The sequence below is a fragment of the Agromyces solani genome (assembly GCF_058349925.1).
Genome location: NZ_JBYRER010000002.1, coordinates 167,398 through 188,395, shown reverse-complemented (window position 1 = coordinate 188,395; position 20,998 = coordinate 167,398). Strand labels below are relative to the sequence as shown.

At 72.1% G+C, this 20,998-nt stretch carries 23 protein-coding genes; 9 read left to right on the top strand and 14 right to left on the bottom strand.

All coding sequences use genetic code 11. From position 1 onward, the window contains the following. Positions 1–28: 28 nt before the first annotated feature. Positions 29–1,108 (bottom strand): winged helix DNA-binding domain-containing protein, encoded by a 1,080-nt coding sequence (locus AC3RJ7_RS08630; RefSeq protein WP_491455424.1) that lies wholly within the window; start codon positions 1,106–1,108, stop codon positions 29–31. A gap of 207 nt (positions 1,109–1,315) precedes the next feature. On the opposite strand from AC3RJ7_RS08630, the gene AC3RJ7_RS08625 reads away from it, so the two are divergent. Further along, a complete protein-coding gene (locus tag AC3RJ7_RS08625) occupies positions 1,316–1,786 on the top strand; it encodes a hypothetical protein (protein WP_491455423.1) in 471 nt (156 codons plus the stop codon). A 57-nt stretch (positions 1,787–1,843) separates the two neighbouring features. On the opposite strand, the gene AC3RJ7_RS08620 is transcribed toward AC3RJ7_RS08625, so the two are convergent. After that, positions 1,844–2,638, bottom strand: a complete 795-nt coding sequence (locus AC3RJ7_RS08620) for an SDR family NAD(P)-dependent oxidoreductase (RefSeq protein ID WP_491455422.1) — start codon at positions 2,636–2,638, stop codon at positions 1,844–1,846. Positions 2,639–2,700: 62 nt separating this feature from the next. Here AC3RJ7_RS08620 and AC3RJ7_RS08615 point away from each other — a divergent pair, with 62 nt between their 5' ends. From AC3RJ7_RS08615 to AC3RJ7_RS08605, 3 genes are all read left to right on the top strand, one after another. Beyond that, positions 2,701–3,291: a TetR/AcrR family transcriptional regulator gene (locus tag AC3RJ7_RS08615; RefSeq protein WP_491455421.1), complete on the top strand. Its 591-nt coding sequence runs from the start codon at positions 2,701–2,703 to the stop codon at positions 3,289–3,291. Between the two features lie 120 nt (positions 3,292–3,411). After that, on the top strand, positions 3,412–5,496 hold the full coding sequence (locus AC3RJ7_RS08610; protein ID WP_491455420.1) for a galactose-binding domain-containing protein: 2,085 nt from the start codon (positions 3,412–3,414) through the stop codon (positions 5,494–5,496). A gap of 128 nt (positions 5,497–5,624) precedes the next feature. Further along, positions 5,625–6,935, top strand: a complete 1,311-nt coding sequence (locus AC3RJ7_RS08605; RefSeq protein ID WP_491455419.1) for a glycosyltransferase — start codon at positions 5,625–5,627, stop codon at positions 6,933–6,935. Between the two features lie 45 nt (positions 6,936–6,980). Here AC3RJ7_RS08605 and AC3RJ7_RS08600 read toward each other — a convergent pair whose 3' ends face one another. From AC3RJ7_RS08600 to AC3RJ7_RS08585, 4 genes are all read right to left on the bottom strand, one after another. Beyond that, positions 6,981–7,142 (bottom strand): DUF8730 family Cys-rich protein, encoded by a 162-nt coding sequence (locus AC3RJ7_RS08600; RefSeq protein WP_491455418.1) that lies wholly within the window; start codon positions 7,140–7,142, stop codon positions 6,981–6,983. Positions 7,143–7,242: 100 nt separating this feature from the next. Next, the gene (locus AC3RJ7_RS08595) at positions 7,243–7,560 is read right to left on the bottom strand and encodes an ArsR/SmtB family transcription factor (RefSeq protein ID WP_491455417.1); all 318 of its coding nucleotides are present in this window, start codon (positions 7,558–7,560) and stop codon (positions 7,243–7,245) included. After that, the gene (locus AC3RJ7_RS08590) at positions 7,557–8,030 is read right to left on the bottom strand and encodes an SRPBCC family protein (RefSeq protein ID WP_491455416.1); all 474 of its coding nucleotides are present in this window, start codon (positions 8,028–8,030) and stop codon (positions 7,557–7,559) included. The genes AC3RJ7_RS08595 and AC3RJ7_RS08590 overlap by 4 nt, the downstream gene beginning before the upstream one ends. 134 nt (positions 8,031–8,164) lie before the next feature. Beyond that, the gene (locus AC3RJ7_RS08585; RefSeq protein ID WP_491455415.1) at positions 8,165–9,217 is read right to left on the bottom strand and encodes an NAD(P)-dependent alcohol dehydrogenase; all 1,053 of its coding nucleotides are present in this window, start codon (positions 9,215–9,217) and stop codon (positions 8,165–8,167) included. 102 nt (positions 9,218–9,319) lie between these two features. Between AC3RJ7_RS08585 and AC3RJ7_RS08580 the strand changes: the two genes are divergently transcribed. The 3 genes from AC3RJ7_RS08580 to AC3RJ7_RS08570 all read left to right on the top strand — a co-directional run bounded on the left by AC3RJ7_RS08580 (position 9,320) and on the right by AC3RJ7_RS08570 (position 11,124). Next, positions 9,320–10,057 (top strand): TetR/AcrR family transcriptional regulator, encoded by a 738-nt coding sequence (locus AC3RJ7_RS08580; protein WP_491455414.1) that lies wholly within the window; start codon positions 9,320–9,322, stop codon positions 10,055–10,057. 125 nt (positions 10,058–10,182) lie between these two features. Then, positions 10,183–10,650: a VOC family protein gene (locus AC3RJ7_RS08575; RefSeq protein ID WP_491455413.1), complete on the top strand. Its 468-nt coding sequence runs from the start codon at positions 10,183–10,185 to the stop codon at positions 10,648–10,650. 99 nt (positions 10,651–10,749) lie between these two features. Next, positions 10,750–11,124 (top strand): hypothetical protein, encoded by a 375-nt coding sequence (locus tag AC3RJ7_RS08570; RefSeq protein ID WP_491455412.1) that lies wholly within the window; start codon positions 10,750–10,752, stop codon positions 11,122–11,124. Between the two features lie 92 nt (positions 11,125–11,216). Here AC3RJ7_RS08570 and AC3RJ7_RS08565 read toward each other — a convergent pair whose 3' ends face one another. The 5 genes from AC3RJ7_RS08565 to lysA all read right to left on the bottom strand — a co-directional run bounded on the left by AC3RJ7_RS08565 (position 11,217) and on the right by lysA (position 15,889). Continuing rightward, positions 11,217–11,633 carry a DUF4231 domain-containing protein gene (locus AC3RJ7_RS08565; RefSeq protein WP_491455411.1) on the bottom strand — a complete coding sequence of 139 codons (417 nt, stop codon included), beginning with the start codon at positions 11,631–11,633 and terminating at the stop codon, positions 11,217–11,219. A gap of 173 nt (positions 11,634–11,806) precedes the next feature. Then, positions 11,807–12,616 carry an amino acid ABC transporter ATP-binding protein gene (locus AC3RJ7_RS08560; RefSeq protein ID WP_491455410.1) on the bottom strand — a complete coding sequence of 270 codons (810 nt, stop codon included), beginning with the start codon at positions 12,614–12,616 and terminating at the stop codon, positions 11,807–11,809. Then, complete coding sequence (locus tag AC3RJ7_RS08555; protein WP_491455409.1) at positions 12,613–13,602, bottom strand: amino acid ABC transporter permease; 990 nt, start codon at positions 13,600–13,602, stop codon at positions 12,613–12,615. The genes AC3RJ7_RS08560 and AC3RJ7_RS08555 overlap by 4 nt, the downstream gene beginning before the upstream one ends. Beyond that, positions 13,599–14,531 carry an ABC transporter substrate-binding protein gene (locus AC3RJ7_RS08550; RefSeq protein ID WP_491455408.1) on the bottom strand — a complete coding sequence of 311 codons (933 nt, stop codon included), beginning with the start codon at positions 14,529–14,531 and terminating at the stop codon, positions 13,599–13,601. Before AC3RJ7_RS08550 ends, AC3RJ7_RS08555 begins: the two co-directional genes overlap by 4 nt. 47 nt (positions 14,532–14,578) lie before the next feature. Further along, positions 14,579–15,889: a diaminopimelate decarboxylase gene (gene lysA / locus AC3RJ7_RS08545; protein WP_491455407.1), complete on the bottom strand. Its 1,311-nt coding sequence runs from the start codon at positions 15,887–15,889 to the stop codon at positions 14,579–14,581. 145 nt (positions 15,890–16,034) lie between these two features. Between lysA and AC3RJ7_RS08540 the strand changes: the two genes are divergently transcribed. Then, positions 16,035–17,624, top strand: coding sequence for a PucR family transcriptional regulator (locus AC3RJ7_RS08540; protein ID WP_491455406.1), 1,590 nt, complete (start codon positions 16,035–16,037; stop codon positions 17,622–17,624). A 70-nt stretch (positions 17,625–17,694) separates the two neighbouring features. Here the strand turns inward: AC3RJ7_RS08540 and AC3RJ7_RS08535 are convergent, their stop codons facing one another. The 3 genes from AC3RJ7_RS08535 to AC3RJ7_RS08525 form a co-directional block, all read right to left on the bottom strand. Beyond that, the gene (locus AC3RJ7_RS08535) at positions 17,695–18,273 is read right to left on the bottom strand and encodes a VanZ family protein (protein ID WP_491455405.1); all 579 of its coding nucleotides are present in this window, start codon (positions 18,271–18,273) and stop codon (positions 17,695–17,697) included. A gap of 109 nt (positions 18,274–18,382) precedes the next feature. Then, positions 18,383–18,769, bottom strand: coding sequence for a cupin domain-containing protein (locus AC3RJ7_RS08530; protein WP_491455404.1), 387 nt, complete (start codon positions 18,767–18,769; stop codon positions 18,383–18,385). Positions 18,770–18,787: 18 nt separating this feature from the next. After that, positions 18,788–20,173, bottom strand: coding sequence for an NAD(P)/FAD-dependent oxidoreductase (locus tag AC3RJ7_RS08525; RefSeq protein WP_491455403.1), 1,386 nt, complete (start codon positions 20,171–20,173; stop codon positions 18,788–18,790). 106 nt (positions 20,174–20,279) lie between these two features. Here AC3RJ7_RS08525 and AC3RJ7_RS08520 point away from each other — a divergent pair, with 106 nt between their 5' ends. Further along, positions 20,280–20,942 carry a TetR/AcrR family transcriptional regulator gene (locus AC3RJ7_RS08520; RefSeq protein ID WP_491455402.1) on the top strand — a complete coding sequence of 221 codons (663 nt, stop codon included), beginning with the start codon at positions 20,280–20,282 and terminating at the stop codon, positions 20,940–20,942. The last annotated feature ends 56 nt before the right edge of the window (positions 20,943–20,998 follow it).

The window sequence follows — 20,998 nt, the reverse complement described above, 5'->3', positions numbered from 1 at the left end:
CCCAGTGATCCGGTGCCCGCGCGCCGGGTCACTGCGCATCGTCGATGTCGACGCGCGGCTCGAGTCCGAGATACCGCGCATAGCGCGTCGCGGCATCCTCGATCGCCCGTCGTTCACCGGCCGAGAGCGCGCGGTGCGGGCGCAGTGCGAAGGTGACCGCCTTCGCGGTGACGGTGCGCTTCATCGCGGCGACGAGCTGGCCGTCGACGAGCGCCATGCCGATCGCCGTCTCGCGCTCGCGCGGCACGACGCCCTCGCCGTCGAGCACCCAGCGCGAGTCCTGGTAGCCGCGGTACATCTCGTCGAGCACCTGGAGCAGGTGGCCGGCGGGCTCGGGCCGCTGCGCGGCACCGGCGGCTTCGCCCGGCGCGTGCCAGAACATGCGGCCGTCGTGCTCGAAGGACTCGAGCCGGTCGGCGACGGCGGCGATGCCGCGGCGCGCGTCGGTCACGGTGAGGGTCGCCCAGTACGCGAGGTCGCGCTCGGTCGCGGGGCCGTGCCCGATGCAGTAGGCGAGGGCGAGCCTCGCGAGCGCCTCGTCGCGGTCGAGCGGCGCCGAGGCCGGCACCCGCTCGCTCATGAGGGCGTAGGTGTGCTCGCCGTCGCGCGGGGCACCGCTGCACACGAGCCCGAGCATCTCGAGCTTGCCCACGAGCAGCATGAGCTGCTGGCCGGTCAGCTCGGTGCCGCGTTCGGCGAGCGCGGCACCGAGCTCGGCGCGGGTGCGGTCGGATGCCTCGCCGAGGACCCGCTCGATCGTGTCGGCGATCGCCGTCATGCGGTCGGCGACCGGCTTCAACTGCTGGTCGAACACCGGAAGCACTCGGGGCGCCGTGAGCTCGAGGAGCCAGCGCGCGTCGTCGGCGTGCACGTAGTGCCAGGTCGGCCGCAGCACGTGGGTGCGGATCACCCGCCCGCTCGCGAGGGCGTCGGCGAGGTCCTGCTGGGCCGGCGTCGTCGTACGCGCCGCGACCGCCCACGCCGACTGCGACGGGTTCTCGGCCTGAACCGCGAGGAGCGACCGCACGACCTCTTCGGCCCCGTCGAGCGGCGCGGTGAGCGACTGCGATCGCAGCCTCCAGCGGGCGATGTCGCGATCGGTCGTCATCTCTCGAGCGTAGGGCGCGCCCCCGTCATCCCGCTGCCCCCTCGAGCGGTCGCGAACGGCGACATTCGCGCGCCGCGACCCACCAGCTGCGACGGTTCGACGATCACGCCACGCCCGGTCTCGGGCTCAGGAGGTCTCGGCACCGTGGCCCTTGCCCGCACGATACGTGCACTGCCAGCATGGGCACGACGACCGAACGGAGCGAAGATGACCGACGCGACCGCCCCGGTGCACGCCCCGTCCGCCTTACCGCGGGAGCGCACCGAGCCGCCGGCCTGGGCGAACCTCCTGCTCAGGGTTCGAGGGCTGCTGCTCGGCGGCGCGTTCGCCGCGATCGCGTACGCCGTGGTCACGAACGCGAGCCGCTCCGCCTGCCCGACCCAGACGGGCGACGTCTCGATCGACCAGTGCCAGACCTACACGCTCGGCCCGAGCTGGACGGTCGTCGCAGCGATGGCCGTCGCCTTCCTCATCGGTCTCGGGTCCGCGGCCAGGCGCGCCGACTCCGCGGCCGCGCTGCGCACGCTCGACCGCACGGGCACCGTGATCATCGCGATCGCGCTCGGCTCCGCGCTCGTCAGCCAGGTCTGGTTCTGGATGCTGCCGCTGCAGCAGGTGCTCGACCACGGCGGGTCGCTGTGGTTCCCGTTCCCGTTCGGGGCGGTCTCGAGTCGATAACGGCGCCCGCGTCGGCCGTTCCGCGCCGCGCGCGTGAGGTGAGGAACGCGACCCCCGTCACGACGCGTCCGACAGCACGCGGCCGCTCGCGGTCAGCGCGAGCCGACGCGGCATGAACCCGACGAGCTTGCTCGTGATCGCGTTGACCCGCCCCGAGACGACGCTCGGGGGCGTGCGGCGACGGTCGAGGCGGTCGAGCGCGAGGGAGACGACCTGCTCGGTCGTGCGGAAGCTGCCGACCGACGCGTCCTCAGTGCCGACGACGTCGAAGAACTCGGTGCGCGTCGCGCCCGGGCTGAGCGTGAGCACGCGCAGGCCCGACCCGCGCGTCTCGTAGGCGATCGACTCGGTGAAGCTCAGCACGAACGCCTTCGAGGCGCCGTAGACCGCCATGTTCGGGCAGGGCTGGTAGGCCGCGGTGCTCGCGAGGTTCACGAGTGCGCCGCGCCCGGCGGCCACGAGGTCGGGGAGGAACTCGCGCGTGATCGACACGAGCGCGGCGACGTTGAGCTGCACGAGCTCGTCGATGCGCGCCGCGTCGGCCTCGGCGAACGCGCCCCGCATGCCGAAGCCGGCGTTGTTGACGAGCGTGGCGATACGGATGCCTCGTGCGTCGAGTTCGGCGCGCAGGGCCGCCGCGGCGCCGGGCCTGGCGAGGTCGAGCGCGATCGGGGTGGCGCGCACGCCGTGCTCCCGCTCGATGCGCTCGGCGAGCTCGCGCAGCCGGTCTTCACGACGGGCTACGAGCACGACGTCGGCGCCGCGTCGAGCGAACTGCAGCGCGAACTCGGTGCCGAGCCCCGAACTGGCGCCCGTGACGAGGGCGGTGGTGGAGGTGAAGTCGATGGTCATGCTCGCAAATGTAGACAGTGCCAGCATTGTTGTCAATGCCTACTTTGCGATAGGGTGCTCGGGTGACCGAACGCGCGTACCACCACGGCAACCTGCGGCAGGCGCTCCTCACCCGTGCCTGGGAGACGATCGACGCCGACGGCCTCGACGCCCTGTCGCTGCGGCAGCTCGCGCGCGACGTCGGTGTCAGCCACGGGGCATCCGCCCGTCATTTCGCCGACCGCACCGCCCTGCTCGACGCGATCGCGGTCGCGGGCTTCGAGCAGATGAACCGATCGCTCGCGGCGGCCGTCGCGACCGAGCCGAGCTTCGACGGCCGCCTGCGCGCGGCCGGCCTCGCCTACATCGGCTTCGCGGTCGAGCACCCGGCGATCCTCGACCTCATGTACAAGGCGAAGCACCACCCCGACGCCTCCCCCGGGCTCATCGAACTGAGCCGGGCGAGCATGGCCGCCGTCGTCGCGCTCGTCGGCGAGGCGCAGGCGCGCGGCGAGATCCGCGAGGGCGACGCCGAACGACAGGCGCTCGTCGTGTTCGCCGCGGTGCACGGCGTCGCCGCGCTCGCGACCGACGACCTGCTCGACGGCGTCGCCTGGCAGGACGCCGCCGAGGCGACGATCGACGTGCTGCTCGGGGCGTACGCCACCGCCTGACGAGCTCCCCCCAGCGATCCGGAGCCCCTGCCGGTCGATTCCCGCGTCGATTGCTCTGGGACGCTTGACTGGGACGAACGACCCACAATACGCTGCGAGCCATCGAGCAAGGAGGCTCATATGGCGCACCACGTTCAATCGAGTTCCGCCGCAACACCGCTCGCCGACCGTCGGCGACGACGCTCCATCCGCTCCATCCTCGGCATCGCCGCGATCGGCGCTCTGCTCATCTCCCTCCCCGTCGCCCCGGCGTCCGCCGCCGAGGACTGGTGGGACGCCCCGAACCGCCCGGCCGTCGACGTCGAGCTCAACGTCGAGGGCGCGCCCACCACCGGCGCACCCGGCGGCGAGGTGCGGGGATTCATCGATTCGCACACGCACCTCAACTCGAACGAGGGCTTCGGGGGTCGCATGATCTGCGGCGCGCCGTTCTCGCCGAGCGGCGTCGCCGACGCCCTGAAGGACTGCCCCGAGCACTACCCCGACGGCAGCGCGGCCATCTTCGAGAACCTCACGAGCGACCCCGACGGGCACCACGACCCGGTCGGCTGGCCGACCTTCGCAGACTGGCCGAAGACCACCTCGATGAGCCACCAGGCCTCGTACTACGCCTGGATCGAGCGCTCGTGGCGGTCCGGGCAGCGCGTGCTCGTCAACGACCTCGTCACGAACGGCGTGATCTGCTCGCTGCCGATCATGCCGAAGGACCGCTCGTGCGACGAGATGGGCGCGATCCGCCTCGAAGCGCAGAAGGCGCGCGAGATGGAGGCCTACATCGACGGCATCTACGGCGGACCCGGCAAGGGCTTCTTCCGCATCGTCACGACACCCGACGAGGCCCGCGAGGTCATCGAGAGCGGCCGCCTCGCCGTCGTGCTCGGCGTCGAGATGAGCGAGCCGTTCGGCTGCAAGATGATCCTCGACGTGGCGCAGTGCTCGAAGGCCGACATCGATCGCGGGCTCGACGAGTTCAAGGCACTCGGCGTCAGCAGCATGTTCCTCTGCCACAAGTTCGACAACGCGCTCTGCGGCGTGCGCTTCGACAGCGGCACGCAGGGCACGATCATCAACGTCGGGCAGTTCTACTCGACCGGCACCTACTGGCAGACCGAGGCGTGCACCGGGCCGGCCCACGACAATCCCATCGGCAACGCCGAGGTCCCCGAGGGGCTGCCCGACGCCGACCCGCCGACGTACCCGTCGGGCGCGCAGTGCAACACCCGCGGGCTCACGTCCCTCGGCGAGTACGCCCTGCGAGCGGCGATGTCGCGCAACATGATGATCGAGCTCGACCACATGAGCGTGAAGGCGGCGGGCCGCGCCCTCGACATCCTCGAGGCCGAGGACTACCCGGGCGTGCTGTCGAGCCACAGCTGGATGGACGACACCTGGACCGAGCGCCTCTACCGGCTCGGCGGCTTCAAGACGGGTTACCCGCACGCGGCCGAGGGCTTCCTCGGCGAGTGGCGCGCGAGCGCCGCGCTCCGCGAGGAGTACGGCAAGGGCTACGGGTTCGGCCTCGACTTCAACGGCGTCGGCAGCCACCCGGCGGGCGGCACGGCACCGGTCGCCGTCGCGTACCCGTTCACCGCGGCCGACGGGCGCACGACCGTCGACCGGCAGGTCAGCGGCGAGCGCACGTTCGACATCAACACCGACGGGTTCGCCCACTCGGGCCTCGCCCCCGACTACATCGAGCAGCTGCGGCTCGCAGGCGGCGGGCAGGCCCTCGTCGACGACCTCATGTCGGGCGCCGAGTCGTACCTGCAGACCTGGCAGGCGACCCTCGACCACGAGAGCACGCAGAACCTGGCGACCGGAAAGGCCGCGTACGCGAGCTCGAGCGAGTGGAACCCGTTCACGAGCTACGCGCCGGGCCGGGCCGTCGACGGCAAGACGAACACCCGCTGGGCGAGCGGCAACTGGGGCGTCGACCCGCAGTGGCTGCGCATCGACCTCGGCGAGTCGCAGCCGATCAGCCGGGTCACCGTGAACTGGGAGCGCTCGGCGGCGAAGAGGTACGAGGTGCAGCTCTCGGACGATCGCGAGAGCTGGCGCACGGTGTGGTCGACGACATCGGGCGACGGCGGGCTCGACACCGCCTCGTTCGCACCGACGAGCGCGAGGTACGTGCGCGTGCTGTGCACGGAGCGCAACACCGACTACGGCTACTCGATCTGGGAGGTCGGCGTGTTCGGCGGGTAGTCGCCGGCGACCGGCCGAACCGGTGACCGCGACGGCGGTTCCCCTTCGCGGGGAGCCGCCGTTTCGCGTGGCGCCGGTTCAGAGCCAGCCCGGATGCCTCGCCGCGACCGCGATCGTACGCTCGCGCCATGAGCGCCGAGCGGCCGGCCGCCGGCCGGCACACGTACCTCTTCGCCCTCGCCGACGGGGGCGGCACGGTGCCGGTCGAGCTCGGCGTCGTGCGCCGGCTCGTCGAACGCGGACACCGGGTGACGGCGCTCGTCGATGCGAGCATGCTCGAGGCCGCGCGTCGTACCGGCGCGACGGTGCTCCGCTGGTCGTCGGGCCCCCGCGACGCGTACCGCGACTGGGCGATCCGCAGTCCGCTCGCGCTCGCGCGCGGCATGGCCGAGCACTACCTCGCCGGGCCCGCCGCGGGTCACGCCGCCGACACCGTCGCGGCGATCGACGCCGTGCGCCCCGACCTCGTGGTCACGACGTTCTTCACGATCGGCGCGATGATCGGCGCCGAATCGCGCGGGGTGCCGTTCGACGTGCTGATGCCGAACATCTACATCGCCCCGGCTGCCGGGCGCCCGCCCGGCGGAGCCGGCCTGAAGCCGATGCGCGGACCGCTCGGCGCGCTGCGCGATCGCCTCGCGAACGCCGCCACGACGGGGCTGCTCGACCACTACACGCTCGCGACCCTCGACGAGGTGCGCGCGGCGCACGGGCTCGCCCCGATCGGCACCACGTGGGACCAGTTGCACCGGGCGCGACGCGAACTGGTGCTGACGTCGGCCGACTTCGACTTCGCCGGCGCGTTCGGCGAGAACGTGCGCTACGTCGGCCCCGTCCTGGACGACCCCGGCTGGGCGGCCGAACCCGCGTGGACGCCGCCGCCCGGCGACGACCCGCTCGTGCTCGTCGCGATGTCCTCGACGTTCCAGGACCAGGCCGGGTGCCTGCAGCGCATCGTCGACGCACTCGCCACGCTGCCGGTGCGCGGACTCGTCACGACCGGTCCCGCGATCGAGCCCGGCGCGCTCCGGCCCGCCGGGAACGTCGCCGTCGAGGCATCCGCCCCGCACGCCGAGGCCATGCGGCGCGCGGCCGTCGTCGTGACGCACGGCGGGCACGGCACGGTCATGAAGGCGCTCGCCGCCGGCCGCCCGCTCGTGATCCTCCATCACGGGCGCGACCAGGTCGACAACGCCGTACGGATCACGGAGCGGGGCGCCGGCGTCGTGGTGCCGCGCCGGGCGAGCCCGCCGCGCATCGCGGCCGCCATCGCCGAGGTGGTCGGCGACGAGCGCTACCGGTCCGCCGCCGACCGCCTGGGCGCGGCCATCAGGCGGGATGCCTCGAGCGGCGCCCTGATCGACGAACTCGAGCGGCTGGACACGGGCAACCCCGGTCCGGCGCGCGTGCGATGGACACCCCATCGGCTGCTCGGCTGAGCGCGCCGCACTCGGCGAACGTGGTGCGCCGCTCAGCCCCGCCGCTCAGCGGCCGAAGAGGCGCGCGAAGAACCCCGTCGAGGGCTCGTTCTCGTGGCCGGCGCAGCGCTCGCCGCGAGGCACGCCCCGCATCACCTGGTCGACGTGCTGGCCGCAGCCGGCCCAGGTCGTCTTTCCGCACTTGCGACACGTCACGGCACGGCACATGGGATTCCTCCAGGGGTTCGGGTGAAGGTCGGGCGAACGCTCGCGACCCACCCGGGAAACAATACCCCGGGGGTATCTGTGAAGACGCGGTGAACGGCGCCTACAACCCCTCCGCGATCTCCTTGATGGCGGCCAGGCGGCGCTCCCACTCGCGGCCGACGGCGTCGAGCCGCGCGGCGGTCGCGCTGAGCTCGGCGCCGAGCACGCGGTAGCGCACCTCGCGGCCGACCCGCACGGGCTCGACGAGGCCGACCTCCTGCAGCACGGCGAGGTGCTTCGCGATCGCCTGCCGCGATACGGGCAGGCGCCCGGCGAGGGTCGACGCCGAGGCGTCCCCCTCGCCGAGCGCCGCGAGGATGCTCCAGCGCGTCTCGTCGCCGAGCGCCGCGAACACGGGAACCAGCGTCACCGTGCTCATGCGTCGCCCTCGAGCAGGGCGACGAGCTTGTCGAGCTCCGAGACCCAGCCCTCGGCGTGGTCGGCCATGTTCGCGGCCGGGTTGCTCGTGCGGTCGAACCCGGTCTCGACGACCGTGAGCTCGGTGCCGTCGTCGACCTCGTCGAGCGTGAACGTGAAGACGGTCGTGGTCGCCTCGTCGATCGTCTCGCCCGCGCGGCGCACCGCGTCGTCGTTCGACCACCGGTACGAGACCGAGCGCGGGGCGTCGATCGCCTCGACGCGGATCGGGATCGTGCCGTATCCCTCGAAGGTCATCGTGCCGGTGGCGCCGGCACCGGCGCCGTCGAGCTCCGTCTGCCCGAACCACCGCGAGATGTGCTCGGGTTCGGTGACGGCGCGCCACACCTTCTCGACGGGTGCTGCGATGCGGATCGTGCGCCGCACCGTGAAGGCGTCTTCCTCGATGATCGATGCTCCGTTTTCGGTCATGCTCACCATGATCGCGCTCCTTCCCAGCGGATGCTGCAGTGGATGTCTCGGCGATCGGTCGATCACCTGCAACCTAATAGTTGCATACTGCGGATCGAGAAGCAACCCATGGGTTGCAATTTGATCGATGCGCCTCACGCCACCCGCAGCACGACACTGCCGCGCTTGTGCCCGCCGTCGACGTAGCGATGCGCCTCGACGACCTCGTCGAGGGCGTAGGTCCGGTCGACGACCGGGCGCAGCGCGCCGGACTCGGCGAGCGCCGCGAGCCGCTCCATGCCCTCGGCGCCCATGCGTCCGCCCTCGTGGTCGACGACGAGACCGCTGCGGCGCGACTGCCGCTTCGCCGAGAGCAGCCCGCGCAGGTCGAGGATCACGAGCAGCAACGCGCCGCCCGGTCGCAACAGGTGGGCGACCCGCGTGAACGGGGCGTTGCCGACGCACTCGACGATCACGTCGTAGCGGGCCGGCTCGCCCGGCGCCGCGAAGTCCTCGCGCGTGTGGTCGACGACGCGATCGGCACCGAGCGAACGCACGAGCTCGGTGTTCCGCCCGCTCGTGACCGCCGTCACCCGAGCGCCGCGCGCGGCGGCGAGTTGCACCACTGCGGAGCCGACCGCGCCCGACGCGCCGTTGACGAGCACCTCGGAGCCGGGTCCGATCGAGACCCGGTCGAGGTAGCGCACGGCGGTGTGCCCGCCGAACACGATCGCCGCCGCCTCCTCGAACGTGAGGTTCGCGGGCTTCCGGGCGACCTCGCCGTCGGCCGCGATCGTGACGTACTCGGCGTGGCAGCCCATGCGCGAGCCGCGCATGACGATGACCTCGTCGCCCGGCGCGAAGCGGGTGACCTCCCGCCCGACGGCCTCGACGACGCCCGCGGCCTCCATGCCGAGCACATGCAGCCTGGGCCGGAACAGGCCGACGGTCGGCGCCACCATGAGGCTGAACCCGCGCGGCAGCCGCCGGCGGCGCAGTCGCTCGTCGGCGACGCTCACGGTACTGGCGCGAACCCGCACGAGCAGCTCGCCCGGGCCGGGTTCGGGTTTCGGCAGCCGCACCTCGCGCACGACCTCGGGCGGACCGAAGCGATCGAGGTACGCGGCCCGCATGGTCGCGTCGGCGGCACCTCCGACCGGGACGGCGGTTTCTGCGGTGGACTCCCCCGGCATCGGTGGAATGGACATCTTCAGCCCCCTTACGTTGTAAGTCTTACGCCGTAAGATACTCCGCTCGAACCCGCGCGTCCAGACCCTCGACCCGGTCACCTGACGTTGTACGGTGAAACCATGGCCGGCACCACCGCGCGAACCCCGCTCAGCCGCGACCGCGTGCTGCAGACGGCCCTCGATCGCGCCGACCGCGACGGCATCGAGTCGCTGACCATGCGGGCCCTCGCCGACGACCTCGGGGTCGAGGCGATGTCGATCTACTACCACCTGCCCAACAAGAACGCGATCCTCGACGGGCTCGTCGAGCAGGTGTTCACCGAGATCGAGGCCGAGGTCGGCGGCTTCGCCGTGCCGACGACGACGGATGCCTCGACGTGGGCCGGTGACCTGCGAGCGCGCATCCTCGGCGCGAGGCGGGGACTGCTGCGGCATCCCTGGGCCCCGAACATCATGAACGCGAGGGGGGCCGACGGCCCGACGGCCACCCGTCACGTCGACGGGATCGTCGGCATCATGCGCGCCGGCGGCATGTCGCACGACCTCATCCACCACGGGCTGCACGCGATCGGCAGTCGCGTGTACGGCTATGTGCAGGAGCTCAGCGACGACACCGGCGCGCCCGCGCCGATGGAGCTCGACCAGCTCGCGGCGATCGCCCCGAACCTCGCCGCGATGCTCGCCGAGGTCGTGCACGACGACCCCGACTCGACGCTCGGCTGGTGCGACGACCAGACCGAGTTCGAGTTCGGGCTCGACCTGCTGCTCGAGGGCCTCGAGCGCCGCCGGGCGGCCGAGCGGCCCCGGTCGGGTTCGGGTTCGGGTTCGGGTTCGGGTTCGGGTTCGGGTTCGGGCTGATGATCCTCCGGTACCTGTAGCGGCGCGATCTGCGCTCGCCGCCGCATCCCGCCCCGGTACCGCGATGCGCGCGACCGGCGTAACGTGGCGGCCGGAAGCGAAGTGCCGAACAAGGGGGTTCCGACATGGCCGAGCTCGCACCCATCCAGCCGTGCCTGTGGTTCGACGACCAGGCGCGCGAGGCGATGGAGTACTACGTGAGCGTGTTCCCGGACTCGCGCATCACCCGCATCGACGAGTACCCCGACGAATCGCTCGACGAGCACTTCGCGGGCATGCGCGGCAAGGTGCTCAACGGGCAGTTCACGCTCAACGGCGTCGATTTCGTCTGCCTCGACGGCGGCCCGCTGTTCACGTTCAACGAGTCGATCTCGTTCGTCGTCTCGTGCGCCGACCAGGCCGAGATCGACCGGTACTGGGCGGCGCTCTCGCACGTGCCCGAGTCGGAGCAGTGCGGCTGGTGCAAGGACCGCTTCGGCGTCAGCTGGCAGGTCATCCCGGCGAACATGGGCGAGCTGACGAAGCGGCCCGAGCAGGTCCAGGTGATGATGCGCCAGAAGAAGGTCGTGATCGCCGAGCTCGAGAACGCGTAGCCGAGACCGGGGGCCCGCCGGTTCGCCCGACGCGGCCGCGGGCGGTCGTGCCGAGTGCCGGCGATCGGGGGATGCCTCGGCGATCGCTAGGCTCGGGCCATGCCCGTCGCCGCGATCGTGCTCTGCGTGCTCCTCGGCCTGCTGGCCGTCTTCCAGCTGGCGCTCGCCTTCGGCGCGCCGCTCGGCCGATTCGCGTGGGGCGGGCAGCATCGCGTGCTGCCGCGGCGGCTGCGTATCGGCAGCGCGGTGTCGGTGCTCGTCTACGCGATCATCGCCGCGCTCGCCCTCGACCGTGCCGGCCTCGTCGACGTCGTGTCCGACACGGTCTCGACCGTCGGCATGTGGATCGTGTTCGCCTACTTCGTGCTCGGCATCGTGCTCAACGCGATCTCGCGCAGCCGGGCCGAGCGCCTCACGATGACGCCCGTCGTCGCCGTGCTCGCGCTGCTCAGCCTGCTCGTCGCACTCGGCTGAGGCGTTCCGGGCCGCGCGCCGGAGTGCCGGAGCGCCGGAGCGCCCGAGCGCCGGAGTGCCGGAGCGCCGGAGCGCCGGAGCGCCGGCGACGCTCAATCGTCGTCGTCGCGACCCGGCGACCTGAGGGCCGCCCAGTTCGCCGTCTCAGACGCCTCGATCTCGCTGACCCGGGCGGCGAACCGCCCCTCGCGGCTCGCTGCAGCCCGGTACCGTCCCGACTCGGTCGAGTACGACCTGATCTCCGCGCCCAGCGCCGTGCGGGCCGAGACGTAGCGGATCCAGTTCTCCTGCCAGCGGAAGAGTCCACGCAAGCCCGCGATCACCACGACGACCGCACCGAGCACGGCCGGCACCAGGGCGTCGCCAGGGGCGATGATCGCGACGATCGGGATCGCGGCGGAGACGAGGATGAGCAGGACCTCGCTCGCCCAGTACATCCGGCGGTTCACGCCCGCCATGCGGGCGTACCAGCCATGCAGTCGCTCGGCTTCGGCGATCGCGTCCAGCATCGTCACCACCTCCTGGGCCTCGATGACACCGGCGTGATGCCCGTGATCCTCGCCCATCCCGCGGCGCACCGCATCCGTATCAGCACCGAGGTGGCAGCGCCCGGAAGGGTCGAAGGGTCACGGGCGACCGGCCGCGTTCCCCCTCACCGGCCGGTCGCCCGAGTCTGGTCGGTCTACCGCACGCTCTCGAGGAAGTTGCGCGTGCGCTGACGCTGCGGGCGGTCGATCACGTCCTCGGGTCGACCCGCCTCGACCACGACGCCGCCGTCCATGAACACGACCTGGTCGGCGACGCCCCTCGCGAAGCCGATCTCGTGGGTGACGACGATCATCGTCATGCCGTCGTTCGCGAGCTCGCGCATGACGTCGAGCACGTCGCCGACGAGCTCGGGGTCGAGCGCCGAGGTCGGCTCGTCGAACAGCATGAGCTTCGGCTCCATCGCGAGCGCCCGGGCGATCGCGACGCGCTGCTGCTGGCCGCCCGAGAGCTGCGCCGGGTAGTGCCCCGCGAAGTCGGCGAGCCCCACCCGGTCGAGCAGCTCGGCCGCCCGCGCACGCGCCTTGGCCCGCGGCATCCCCGCGATGCCGACCGGAGCCTCGGTGATGTTCTCGAGCGCGGTCATGTGCGGGAAGAGGTTGAACTTCTGGAAGACCATGCCGATCTCGCGCCGTTGCCGGGCGATCTGCTTCGGCGTCATCTCGTGGATGTCGTGGCCCGCCTGCCGGTAGCCGATGAGTTCGCCGTCGACGATGATGCGGCCGCCGTCGATCGACTCGAGGTGGTTGACGCAGCGCAGCAGCGTCGACTTGCCCGAGCCCGACGGGCCGAGCAGCACGGTCACGGTGCCGCTCGGCACGGCGAGCGACACGTCGCGCAGCACCTGGTGGGCGCCGAAGCTCTTGCGCACCCGGCGGATCTCGACGAGCGGGCGGGCGTTCGCCGCGGCATCCTCGATCTGATGCGTGGTGGTGAGGGTGTTCATGATGCGCTGACCGCCTTGGTCTCGGGTGCGGGCTCGGGGCCGGGCCGGCGCGCGGCGAACGCCTGGCGCACGCGCTGGAACGGGGTCGGCGGGAGGTTGCGGCTCGTGCCGCGGCCGTAGCGCCGTTCGAGGTAGTACTGCGGGATCGACAGGATGCTCGTCATGAGCAGGTACCAGATGCTCGCGACGATGAGGAGCTCCACCTGTTTGAGGTTCTGCGACGAGATGACCGTCGCCTGCGTGTAGATCTCGAGCACGGCGATGACCGACAGCAGCGAGGTGTTCTTCAGCATCGAGATCGTCTCGTTGCCCATCGGCGGGATGATGACCCGCATCGCCTGCGGCAGCAGCACCCGGCGGAACGTGTAGAGCGGCGACATGCCGAGCGAGTACGCCGCCTCGCGCTGGCCCTCGTCGACCGAGATCATGCCGGCTCGCACGATCTCCGACGAGTACGCCGCCTGGTTCAGGGTGAGGGCGAGGATGCCCGCGACCATCGCCGTGATCAGCAGGTTCGTGTCGGCCTGCCAGAACACGATGTCGGTGAACGGGATGCCGATCGAGAGCTTCTCGTAGAGGAGGCCGAGGTAGCCCCACAGCACGATCTGCACGAGCAGCGGGGTGCCGCGGAACGCCCACACGTAGAACCAGGCGACCGAGGTGAGCACCGGGTTGGACGACAGCCGCATAGCTGCGATCACGATCGCGAGCACGGTCGAGACGACCATCGCGACGAACGTGATCAGGAGCGTGAGCCAGACGCCGTCGATGATGCGCGGATCGACGAGGAACTGCCCGATCGCCGCGTAGTCGATGTTCGGGTTCGTCAGCACCGAGTACGCGAACGCGGCGGCGAAGAACAGCACCACGGCGGCGCTGATCCAGCGCCACGGGCGACGCAGCGGGATGGCGCGGACGTCGTCGTCGGTCGACTCGGGCGCGGCGGCCGGGCCGGGCGCGGCCGGTGCGGCGGGCGCGGTCGTCATCCCTCGCCGCCCTGGTTCACCTCGGCCGCCTCGACGCCGTAGTCGCCCAGGCTGTTGCGCTCGAGCACCTGCTGGTACGCGCCCTCGTCGATGAGCGCCTGCAGCGCCTGCTGCACCGCGTCGACGAGCTCGGTCTCGTCCTTGAGGATGCCGATGCCGCTGTACACCGGGCTGAAGCCGGCGGGGTTCTCGGGGTCCTGCACGATGTCGAAGGCGTCGCCGCCCTCTACCGTGTCGGCGACGTAACCGGCGACGAGGGCGTCGGCCACGTACGCGTCGCTCTTGCCGGCCCGCAGCGCGGTCTGCGCGTCGAGGTCGCTCGGCAGCTCGGTGACGTTCACGGGCTCGCCGCCGCAGTTCATCGACCGCAGGATCTCGCCTTGGGCCGTGGCCTTCTGGATCGACACCGTCTTGCCGCAGAGGTCCTGCTGCGTGCCGATGCCCTTCGGGTTGCCCTCGGGCACGACGATCGCGAACCCGCCGTAGGTGTAGTCGACGAAGCTCAGGGTCTCCTCGCGTTCGGCGGTGTCGTTCATGCCGCTCATGATGAGGTCGTTCTTGTCGGCCTGCAGCGACGGGATGACGGAGTCGAACGCCTGCTTGTTGATCGACACGTCGATGCCGAGCTTCTGGCCGATCAGGCGCGCGAGCTCGGGGTCGAAGCCGATCTCGCGGTTGTCCTCGCCGTACATCGCCATCGGCGGGTAGGGGATGTCGACGGCGACGTCGAGCTTGCCCTTCGCGACGATGTCGTCGGGCAGCAGCGCCGTCAGCGACTCGTCGGCCGTGGTCGAGACCTCGTCGCCCGTTGGCACGTTCGGGCCGGCGGCCGCCTCGGCGCCGGAGCCCCCGGCGCCGGAGCAGCCGGTGAGGGCGAGGGCGGCGGCGACGGCCGTCGCGCCGAACAGGAGGGTGGTGCGTGCGATCATCGGTGACTTCCTTGTCGTGGTGGGGGGGGTGATCGGTCGGGGATGCCTCAGACGAGTGCGTCGGCCATGGCGGGCGCGTGCGTCGCGAGGAGGTCGTCGTACGTCTCGCGACGGGTGACGAGGCGGGCGTCGCCCTCGCTCGCGAAGACGATCGCGGGCTTGAGCGCGCCGTTGTAGTTGTTCGACATCGTGTAGGCGTAGGCGCCGGTCGCGGCCATGACGACGAGGTCGCCCACCTGCGCGGGCGGCAGGGCGGCGCCGTCGACGAGCAGGTCGCCCGACTCGCACTGGCGTCCGACGAGCTGCGCGGTCTCGGTCCACGGTTCGAGCAGCCGGTCGGCGACGACGGCCTCGTAGCGCTGCTGGGTGAGCGCGATGTCCATCTGGTCGGCGAGCCCGCCGTCGACCGCGACGAACGTGCGGCCGGTGCGCTTGACCGTGGTGACGCGGTAGAGCGTGACCCCGGCCCGGGCGACGATCGACCGGCCGGGCTCGATCATGAGCTTCGCGTCGGCCGGCAGGTGCGCGCGCGCCGCCGCGACGATCGCGTCGAGGTAGGCGCCGACCTCGGGCGCCTCCTCGTCGTACGTGTAGGCGATGCCGAGGCCGCCCCCGACGTCGTACGTGCCGAACGTGCCGACGCTCGAGATCTTCTCGACCGCCTCTCCGAACTGCGCGACGTCCAGGATCTGCGACCCGATGTGCAGGTGCACGCCCTCGAACTCCATGAGCGGGTGCGCCTGCATGCGGGCGATCGCACGGGCGGCCTGGTCGATCGGCAGGCCGAACTTCGAGTTCAGGCCGCCGGTCGCCTGCGAGGCGTGCGTCTTCGCCTCGACGCCGGGGATGACGCGGAGGAGCAGCCGCTGCGGCCGCTCGAGCAGCCGCTCGAGCCGGTCGAGCTCGTCGTCGTTGTCGACGATGATCGCGCCGATGCCGGCCTCGAGCGCGAGACGCAGCTCGGCGTCGGTCTTGGCGTTGCCGTGGAAGTAGAGCCGGGCGGGGTCGACGCCCGCGGCGAGCGCGAGCCGCAGCTCGCCGCCGCCGGCGACGTCGATCGAGAGCCCCTCCTGGTGGGCGAGCCGGTACATGCCGACCGCGGGCAGCGACTTCGACGCGAACAGCACCTCGGAGTTCGGCCAGCGCTCGCGCAGCCCGTCGACGAAGCGGGCGATCTGGCGGCGCAGCCCGGTCTCGTCGTAGACGTGCAGGGGCGTGCCGAACCGCTCGGCGAGCTCGGTGACGGCGACCCCGCCGATCTCGAGCACGCCGTCGGCGCTCGCGGTCGACTCCTCCGGCAGGATGCGCCAGAGTTCGCCCAGGCGGGTGCCCGCGGGTGCGGGGCGGTTCGCGGTCATCGTTCCTCCTTCGCGCGGCGTCTTCGCCGTCGCGGTGGCCAGCCTAGGAAGATCGAGGTCGCCGTTGGTTGTCTGTTTCGGATAGCTTTGCGAGGTGGATGCAGGGATTTCTCCAACGCATGTTGCGCCGAGACCAGAGGTCACGTTGGCCGAACTCGTCGACCAGCTGGGGCCGCGCACGGTGACGCCGATCGGCCCCGCGCTGCCGGCGACGCCCGTCACGGGCACCGAGTTCGTCGACATCGCCGAAGATCTCGTGGAGGTCGCGTCGACCCTCCTGCTTGCACCCTCGACGGCCTCGCTCAGCACGTCGCGCATCGCCGCGCTCGCGGAGACGGCCGCCGAACTCGGCGCCGCGGGCCTCGCGCTCAAGTGCAGCAACGACCGCGTTCCGGCGCTCGCGGCGATCGTCGAGTCGACCGGCCTGCCCCTCGTGCGCGTCGCCGACCGCATCAGCTGGCGACTGCTCGACGCGCAGCTCACCCACCTGCTCGGCGAAGCAGAAGCGCCGCTCGACACCCCGAAGCAGCGCGGCGCCGAGCCGCTCTTCGCGATCGCCAACGAGCTGGCCGAGTTCTTCGGCGGCTCGGTCGCCGTCGAGGACCTGAGCCGCAACATCCTCGCCTACTCGTCGGTGCCGGGGCAGCTCATCGACCGCCTCCGCACCCACGGGATCCTTGCCCGCCAGGTGCCGGCGTCGCCGTACAACGACGACCAGTACCGCACCGTGCTGCGCTCGGAGCGCCCGATCAAGTACCCGCGCCTCGGCGACGAGGAGCCGCGGGTCGCCTTCGCGATCCGCGCCGGCGCACTGCCGCTCGGCAGCATCTGGGCCATCGACGCGTCGGGCGAGGGGCCCGTCACCGCCGAGCAGGACGCGCGGATGCGGCGCGCGAGCGCCCTCGCCGGCGCCCACCTGCTCGACGACCTGCGTGCGCACGCCGCCGACCAGCGGCCCCGCGAGGACCGCCTGCGCACGCTGCTCACGGGCCTCGACCTCACCGGCACCGAGTTCGCCGAGCTCGGCATCGACGAGGAGCGCGGCGCGGCCCTGCTCGCGTTCGAGGTGCCGAGCGCCGGCCCGACGGCGATCGCCCAGCTGCGATCGACGGTGATCCGCCACCTCGTGCTGCACCGGCCCGACGCCGTCGCCGTCGCCCACCGCTCACGGGTCTACGCGCTGTTCGCGGCGCGCACGGTCGACGAGGCGACCTCGCTCGCCGAACCGCTGCTGCCGCTCGTCGACCGACTCGTCGGAGCGGGCACGCGCATCGCGATCACTGGGCCCGCGCACCGTTCGGGCGACGTGGCCGGGGCCCGCGAGCTCGCCGACCGGTTGCTCGACGTCGCGGCCGGCGTCCCGGTGGACGGCCCCGCGCCCGGCTCGCCTCCCGGCCCGGCCCCGGCGCCGGCCCCGCGCATCGTCACCGCCTCGAGCCTCCGTCCGCTCCTCGTCGTCGAGCGGGCCGCCGAGCTCCTCGCCGGCGCCGCCGAGCTCCGCGACCCCGCCCTCGACGAGCTCCACGGGACGGAGGCGACGCGCGTCGTCGCCGAGACCCTGCTGGTGTGGCTCGAGTGCTTCGGCAACGTCGCCCAGGCGGCCGAGCGGCTGGGCGTGCACGAGAACACCGTGCGACACCGGCTGCGCCGGGCGTCGGAGGTGCACGCAGTGCGACTCGACGGCCCCGACGACCGGCTCTCCGCCTGGCTGCAGCTGCGCGCGCTCGCGCGCTGAGGCACCGGTCGGGCCGCTCAGTCGCACGCGACCCGCGCCGCCGAGGCATCCCGACCCGGCAGGACGCCTTCTAGCGCCCCGAACCGGGCTGCTGCACGACGACGTCGCGCTGCGGGCCGTAGTGCAGCGGCGACGCCACGAACGCGACGACGGCCGCCAGGGCGATCGCCGTGACGACGACGCAGGCGCGCGCAGTCACGACCGGAGCCCGAGACCCGAGTCGACGACGCAGCATCGAGAAGACGCCGTACCCGACGAGGCCGCCGGCGGTGTTGACGATGAGGTCCGTCGTGTCGAAGCTGCCCGTCGAGATCAGGTACTGGATGATCTCGAGCACGAGGCTCGTGCCGAGGATCGCCGCCGTGGCCCTCACCCACCCCCACGTCGGTGCCAGCGCACCCAGGAACAGGCCGAGCGGGACGAAGAGCACGAGGTTGATGACGAGCTCGGCCGGGGCGCTGGCTCCGGCGTCGCCGCTCGCGACGAACGGCACCAGCTTGACCGGTCGCGGCAGCCCCGCGGCCTCACCGATCCACGGCGCCTCGAGCTTCCACAGCACCACCCACGCCAGCAGCCCGACGTAGACCGCGAAGGCGGCGATCAGGATGCCGCAGACCCGCGCTCGCGGCTGCACCGGTGAAGACGTCATAGCGCACCATTCTGTCTCCCACCGTGTATCGTCCCCGTCTCCGACCGGGTTCCGACGTTCCACGATGCCCGGCGAAGGGGCGGTCGAGGCCCAGCCGAGCGGCACGGTGTCAGCGCGCGTCGTCGATGATCACGTAGAGCTTGCGCACGGTCTCGTGCACGTCCCACACGCCGCGCCAGCCGCTCGGCGTGATGAGCGTATCGCCCGGGCCGAAGGTCACCGGCTCCTCGCCGTCGACCTCGATCGTCACGCGCCCCGAGAGGAACTGGCACACCTCGGTGTAGCCCTCACGGGTCGCGGAGAACCGGCCGGGCGTGCACTCCCAGTACCCGACGTCGACGCCCGGCACCTCCCAGAGCGAGCCGGATGCCTCGAGCACGCCCTCGGTCAGGGCGGTGGGCTTGGGCGCGGCGGGGCCGAGGTCGCGCCCGAGCGGCGCGAGCCCGGCGACGGTCGAGGCGGTGGGCCGGTCGGTGGGCCCGGTCTGGTCGGTCATGGTCGGTCTCCTCCTTGCTCAGCGGCCGGCGACGAGGTCGGCGAGCTTCGCGATCGGCGAGGTCGTGGCGCGGCCTCGCTGCTCGCCGCGGTCAGCGGCATGGTACGCGGTGTAGATGGCCTGCACGGCGAGCCAGCGCAGCGGCTCGATCTCCCAGTTGCGGGCCCTGTGCCCGACCCAGGGCAACCGGGTGAGGTCGGTGTCCCGGCCGAGCACGAGGTCGCGCAGCGTGCGGCCGGCGAGATTCGTCGCGGTCACGCCCGTGCCGACGTAGCCGCCCGCCCAGCCGAGGCCGGTCGCCCGGTCGTGGCCGACCGTCGCGGCCCAGTCGCGCGGCACGCCGAGCACGCCCGACCAGGCGTGGTCGATCGCGGCGCCCCGCGTCGTCGGGAAGAAGCGGTTGAGGAGGGCGGTGAGGCTCTCGATCGTGCGCTGCTGGGTCTCGCCGTCCTGGTCGACGTGCGAGCCGTAGCGGTAGGGCACGCCACGGCCGCCGAACGCGATGCGGTCGTCGGCCGTGCGCTGCGCGTACATGTAGACGTGTGCGAAGTCGCCGAGGGTCTCGCGCCCGTTCCAGCCGATCTCGTCCCAGACGGCGGGCGCGAGCGGTTCGGTCACGATGAGCGAGGAGTTCATCGGCAGCCAGGTGCGGTGGAGGCCCTTCAGGTCGGGGGTGAAGCCCTCGGTCGCGCGCAGCACGTGCGCCGCGCGCACGGTGCCGTGGTCGGTGCGGGCCTCGCCCGGCACGATCTCGGTGACCGTCGTGCCCTCGTAGATCGCGACGCCGAGGCGTTCGACCGCCGCGGCGAGCCCGAGCGCGAGCTTCGCGGGGTGGATGCGCGCGCAGTGCGGGTGCCAGATGCCGCCCTGCACGCCCGCGACGTTGATGCGGGCCGCGGCGGCCTTCGCGTCGAGCACCTCGACGTCGGTCGCGGGCCACGACTGCTCCGACGCGGCCGCCGCCTTCAGCCGGGCGAGCTGGGCCGGGTTGAGTGCGACCTCGAACTCGCCGCCCTTGTGGATGTCGGCCTCGATGCCCTCCGCTGCGGCGACCGCGATGACCTCGTCGACCGTCGCGTTGAGCGCGCGCTGCTGGGCGATCGCCGCCTCGCGTCCGTGCGTCTTCACGTACTGGGCGCGACCGCCCGTGACCGAGTTCGTGAGCCAGCCGCCGTTGCGCCCCGAGGCGCCGTAGCCGGCGAACCGGCGCTCGAGCACCGCGACGCGCAGGTCGGGCTGGTCGCGCTTGAGGTAGTAGGCCGTCCAGAGTCCGGTGTACCCGCCGCCGACGATCGCGACGTCGACGTCGAGATCGCCCGGCAGCGCCGGCCTGGGGGTCGGCACGCCGACCTGCTGCAGCCAGAACGAGACGCCGCCGTTGACCGTCATGCGGGTGTTCTCCATCTCTCCGTCGAGGAATGCGGTCGCGAGCGACCTGCCGCCGAGGCATCCGGTTCGAACCCGAGATGTCGGCGTGTTGTACAACAGTGTTTTGAAACGTACCCTCGCCGTGGCAGGCTGTCAAACGGGCACCCAGCAGACGTGCACCGAGCGGAGGGAGGCGCACGTGCCGATCGAGGTCGACCACGACGAACGACTCGCCGACATCGCCCGCGCGACCGTCGAGGTCGCCCGCGAGCGCGGCACCGGCGCCGTGACCCTGCGCGCCGTCGCCGAACGGCTCGGCCGGTCGACCGCCTTCATCACCAACTACGTGCCGTCGCGCGCCCACCTCATGGCGAACGCCCTGGAGCAGGCCCGCGCCCAGTGGGACGAGGAGCGCGCTGCCCACCTCGGCGACCTCGTCGGCGTCGAGCGCCTCGCGGCGCTCACCCGCTGGATGTGCTCGTCCTCCCCCGAGGAGAACGTGCTGCGGAGCCTCTGGATCGAAGTCATCGCCGACGTGCGCGGCGCGAACCGGCGCGCCTACGAGGTGGTGCGCGACGTCACGGATGCCACGTACGGCAAGTTCCTCGCGGGCGCCGAGCACGTCGTGGTCGACGAAACCCCGGTCGATCGCGACGAGGCCGCGCACATCGCCGACATCCTGTACCTCTACTGCCGCGGGTACGAGGTCAAGGCCATCGAGGACCCGGAGGCGTGGACGGACGCCCGGGTGCAGGCCTCGCTCGAGGTGCTGCTCGGCGCGCTCGTCTTCGGCCGGCGCGGCTGACCGGCGCTGCTGCGGCGACGACGCGCGCCCGACGCATCCGCATGCCGTCGGATACG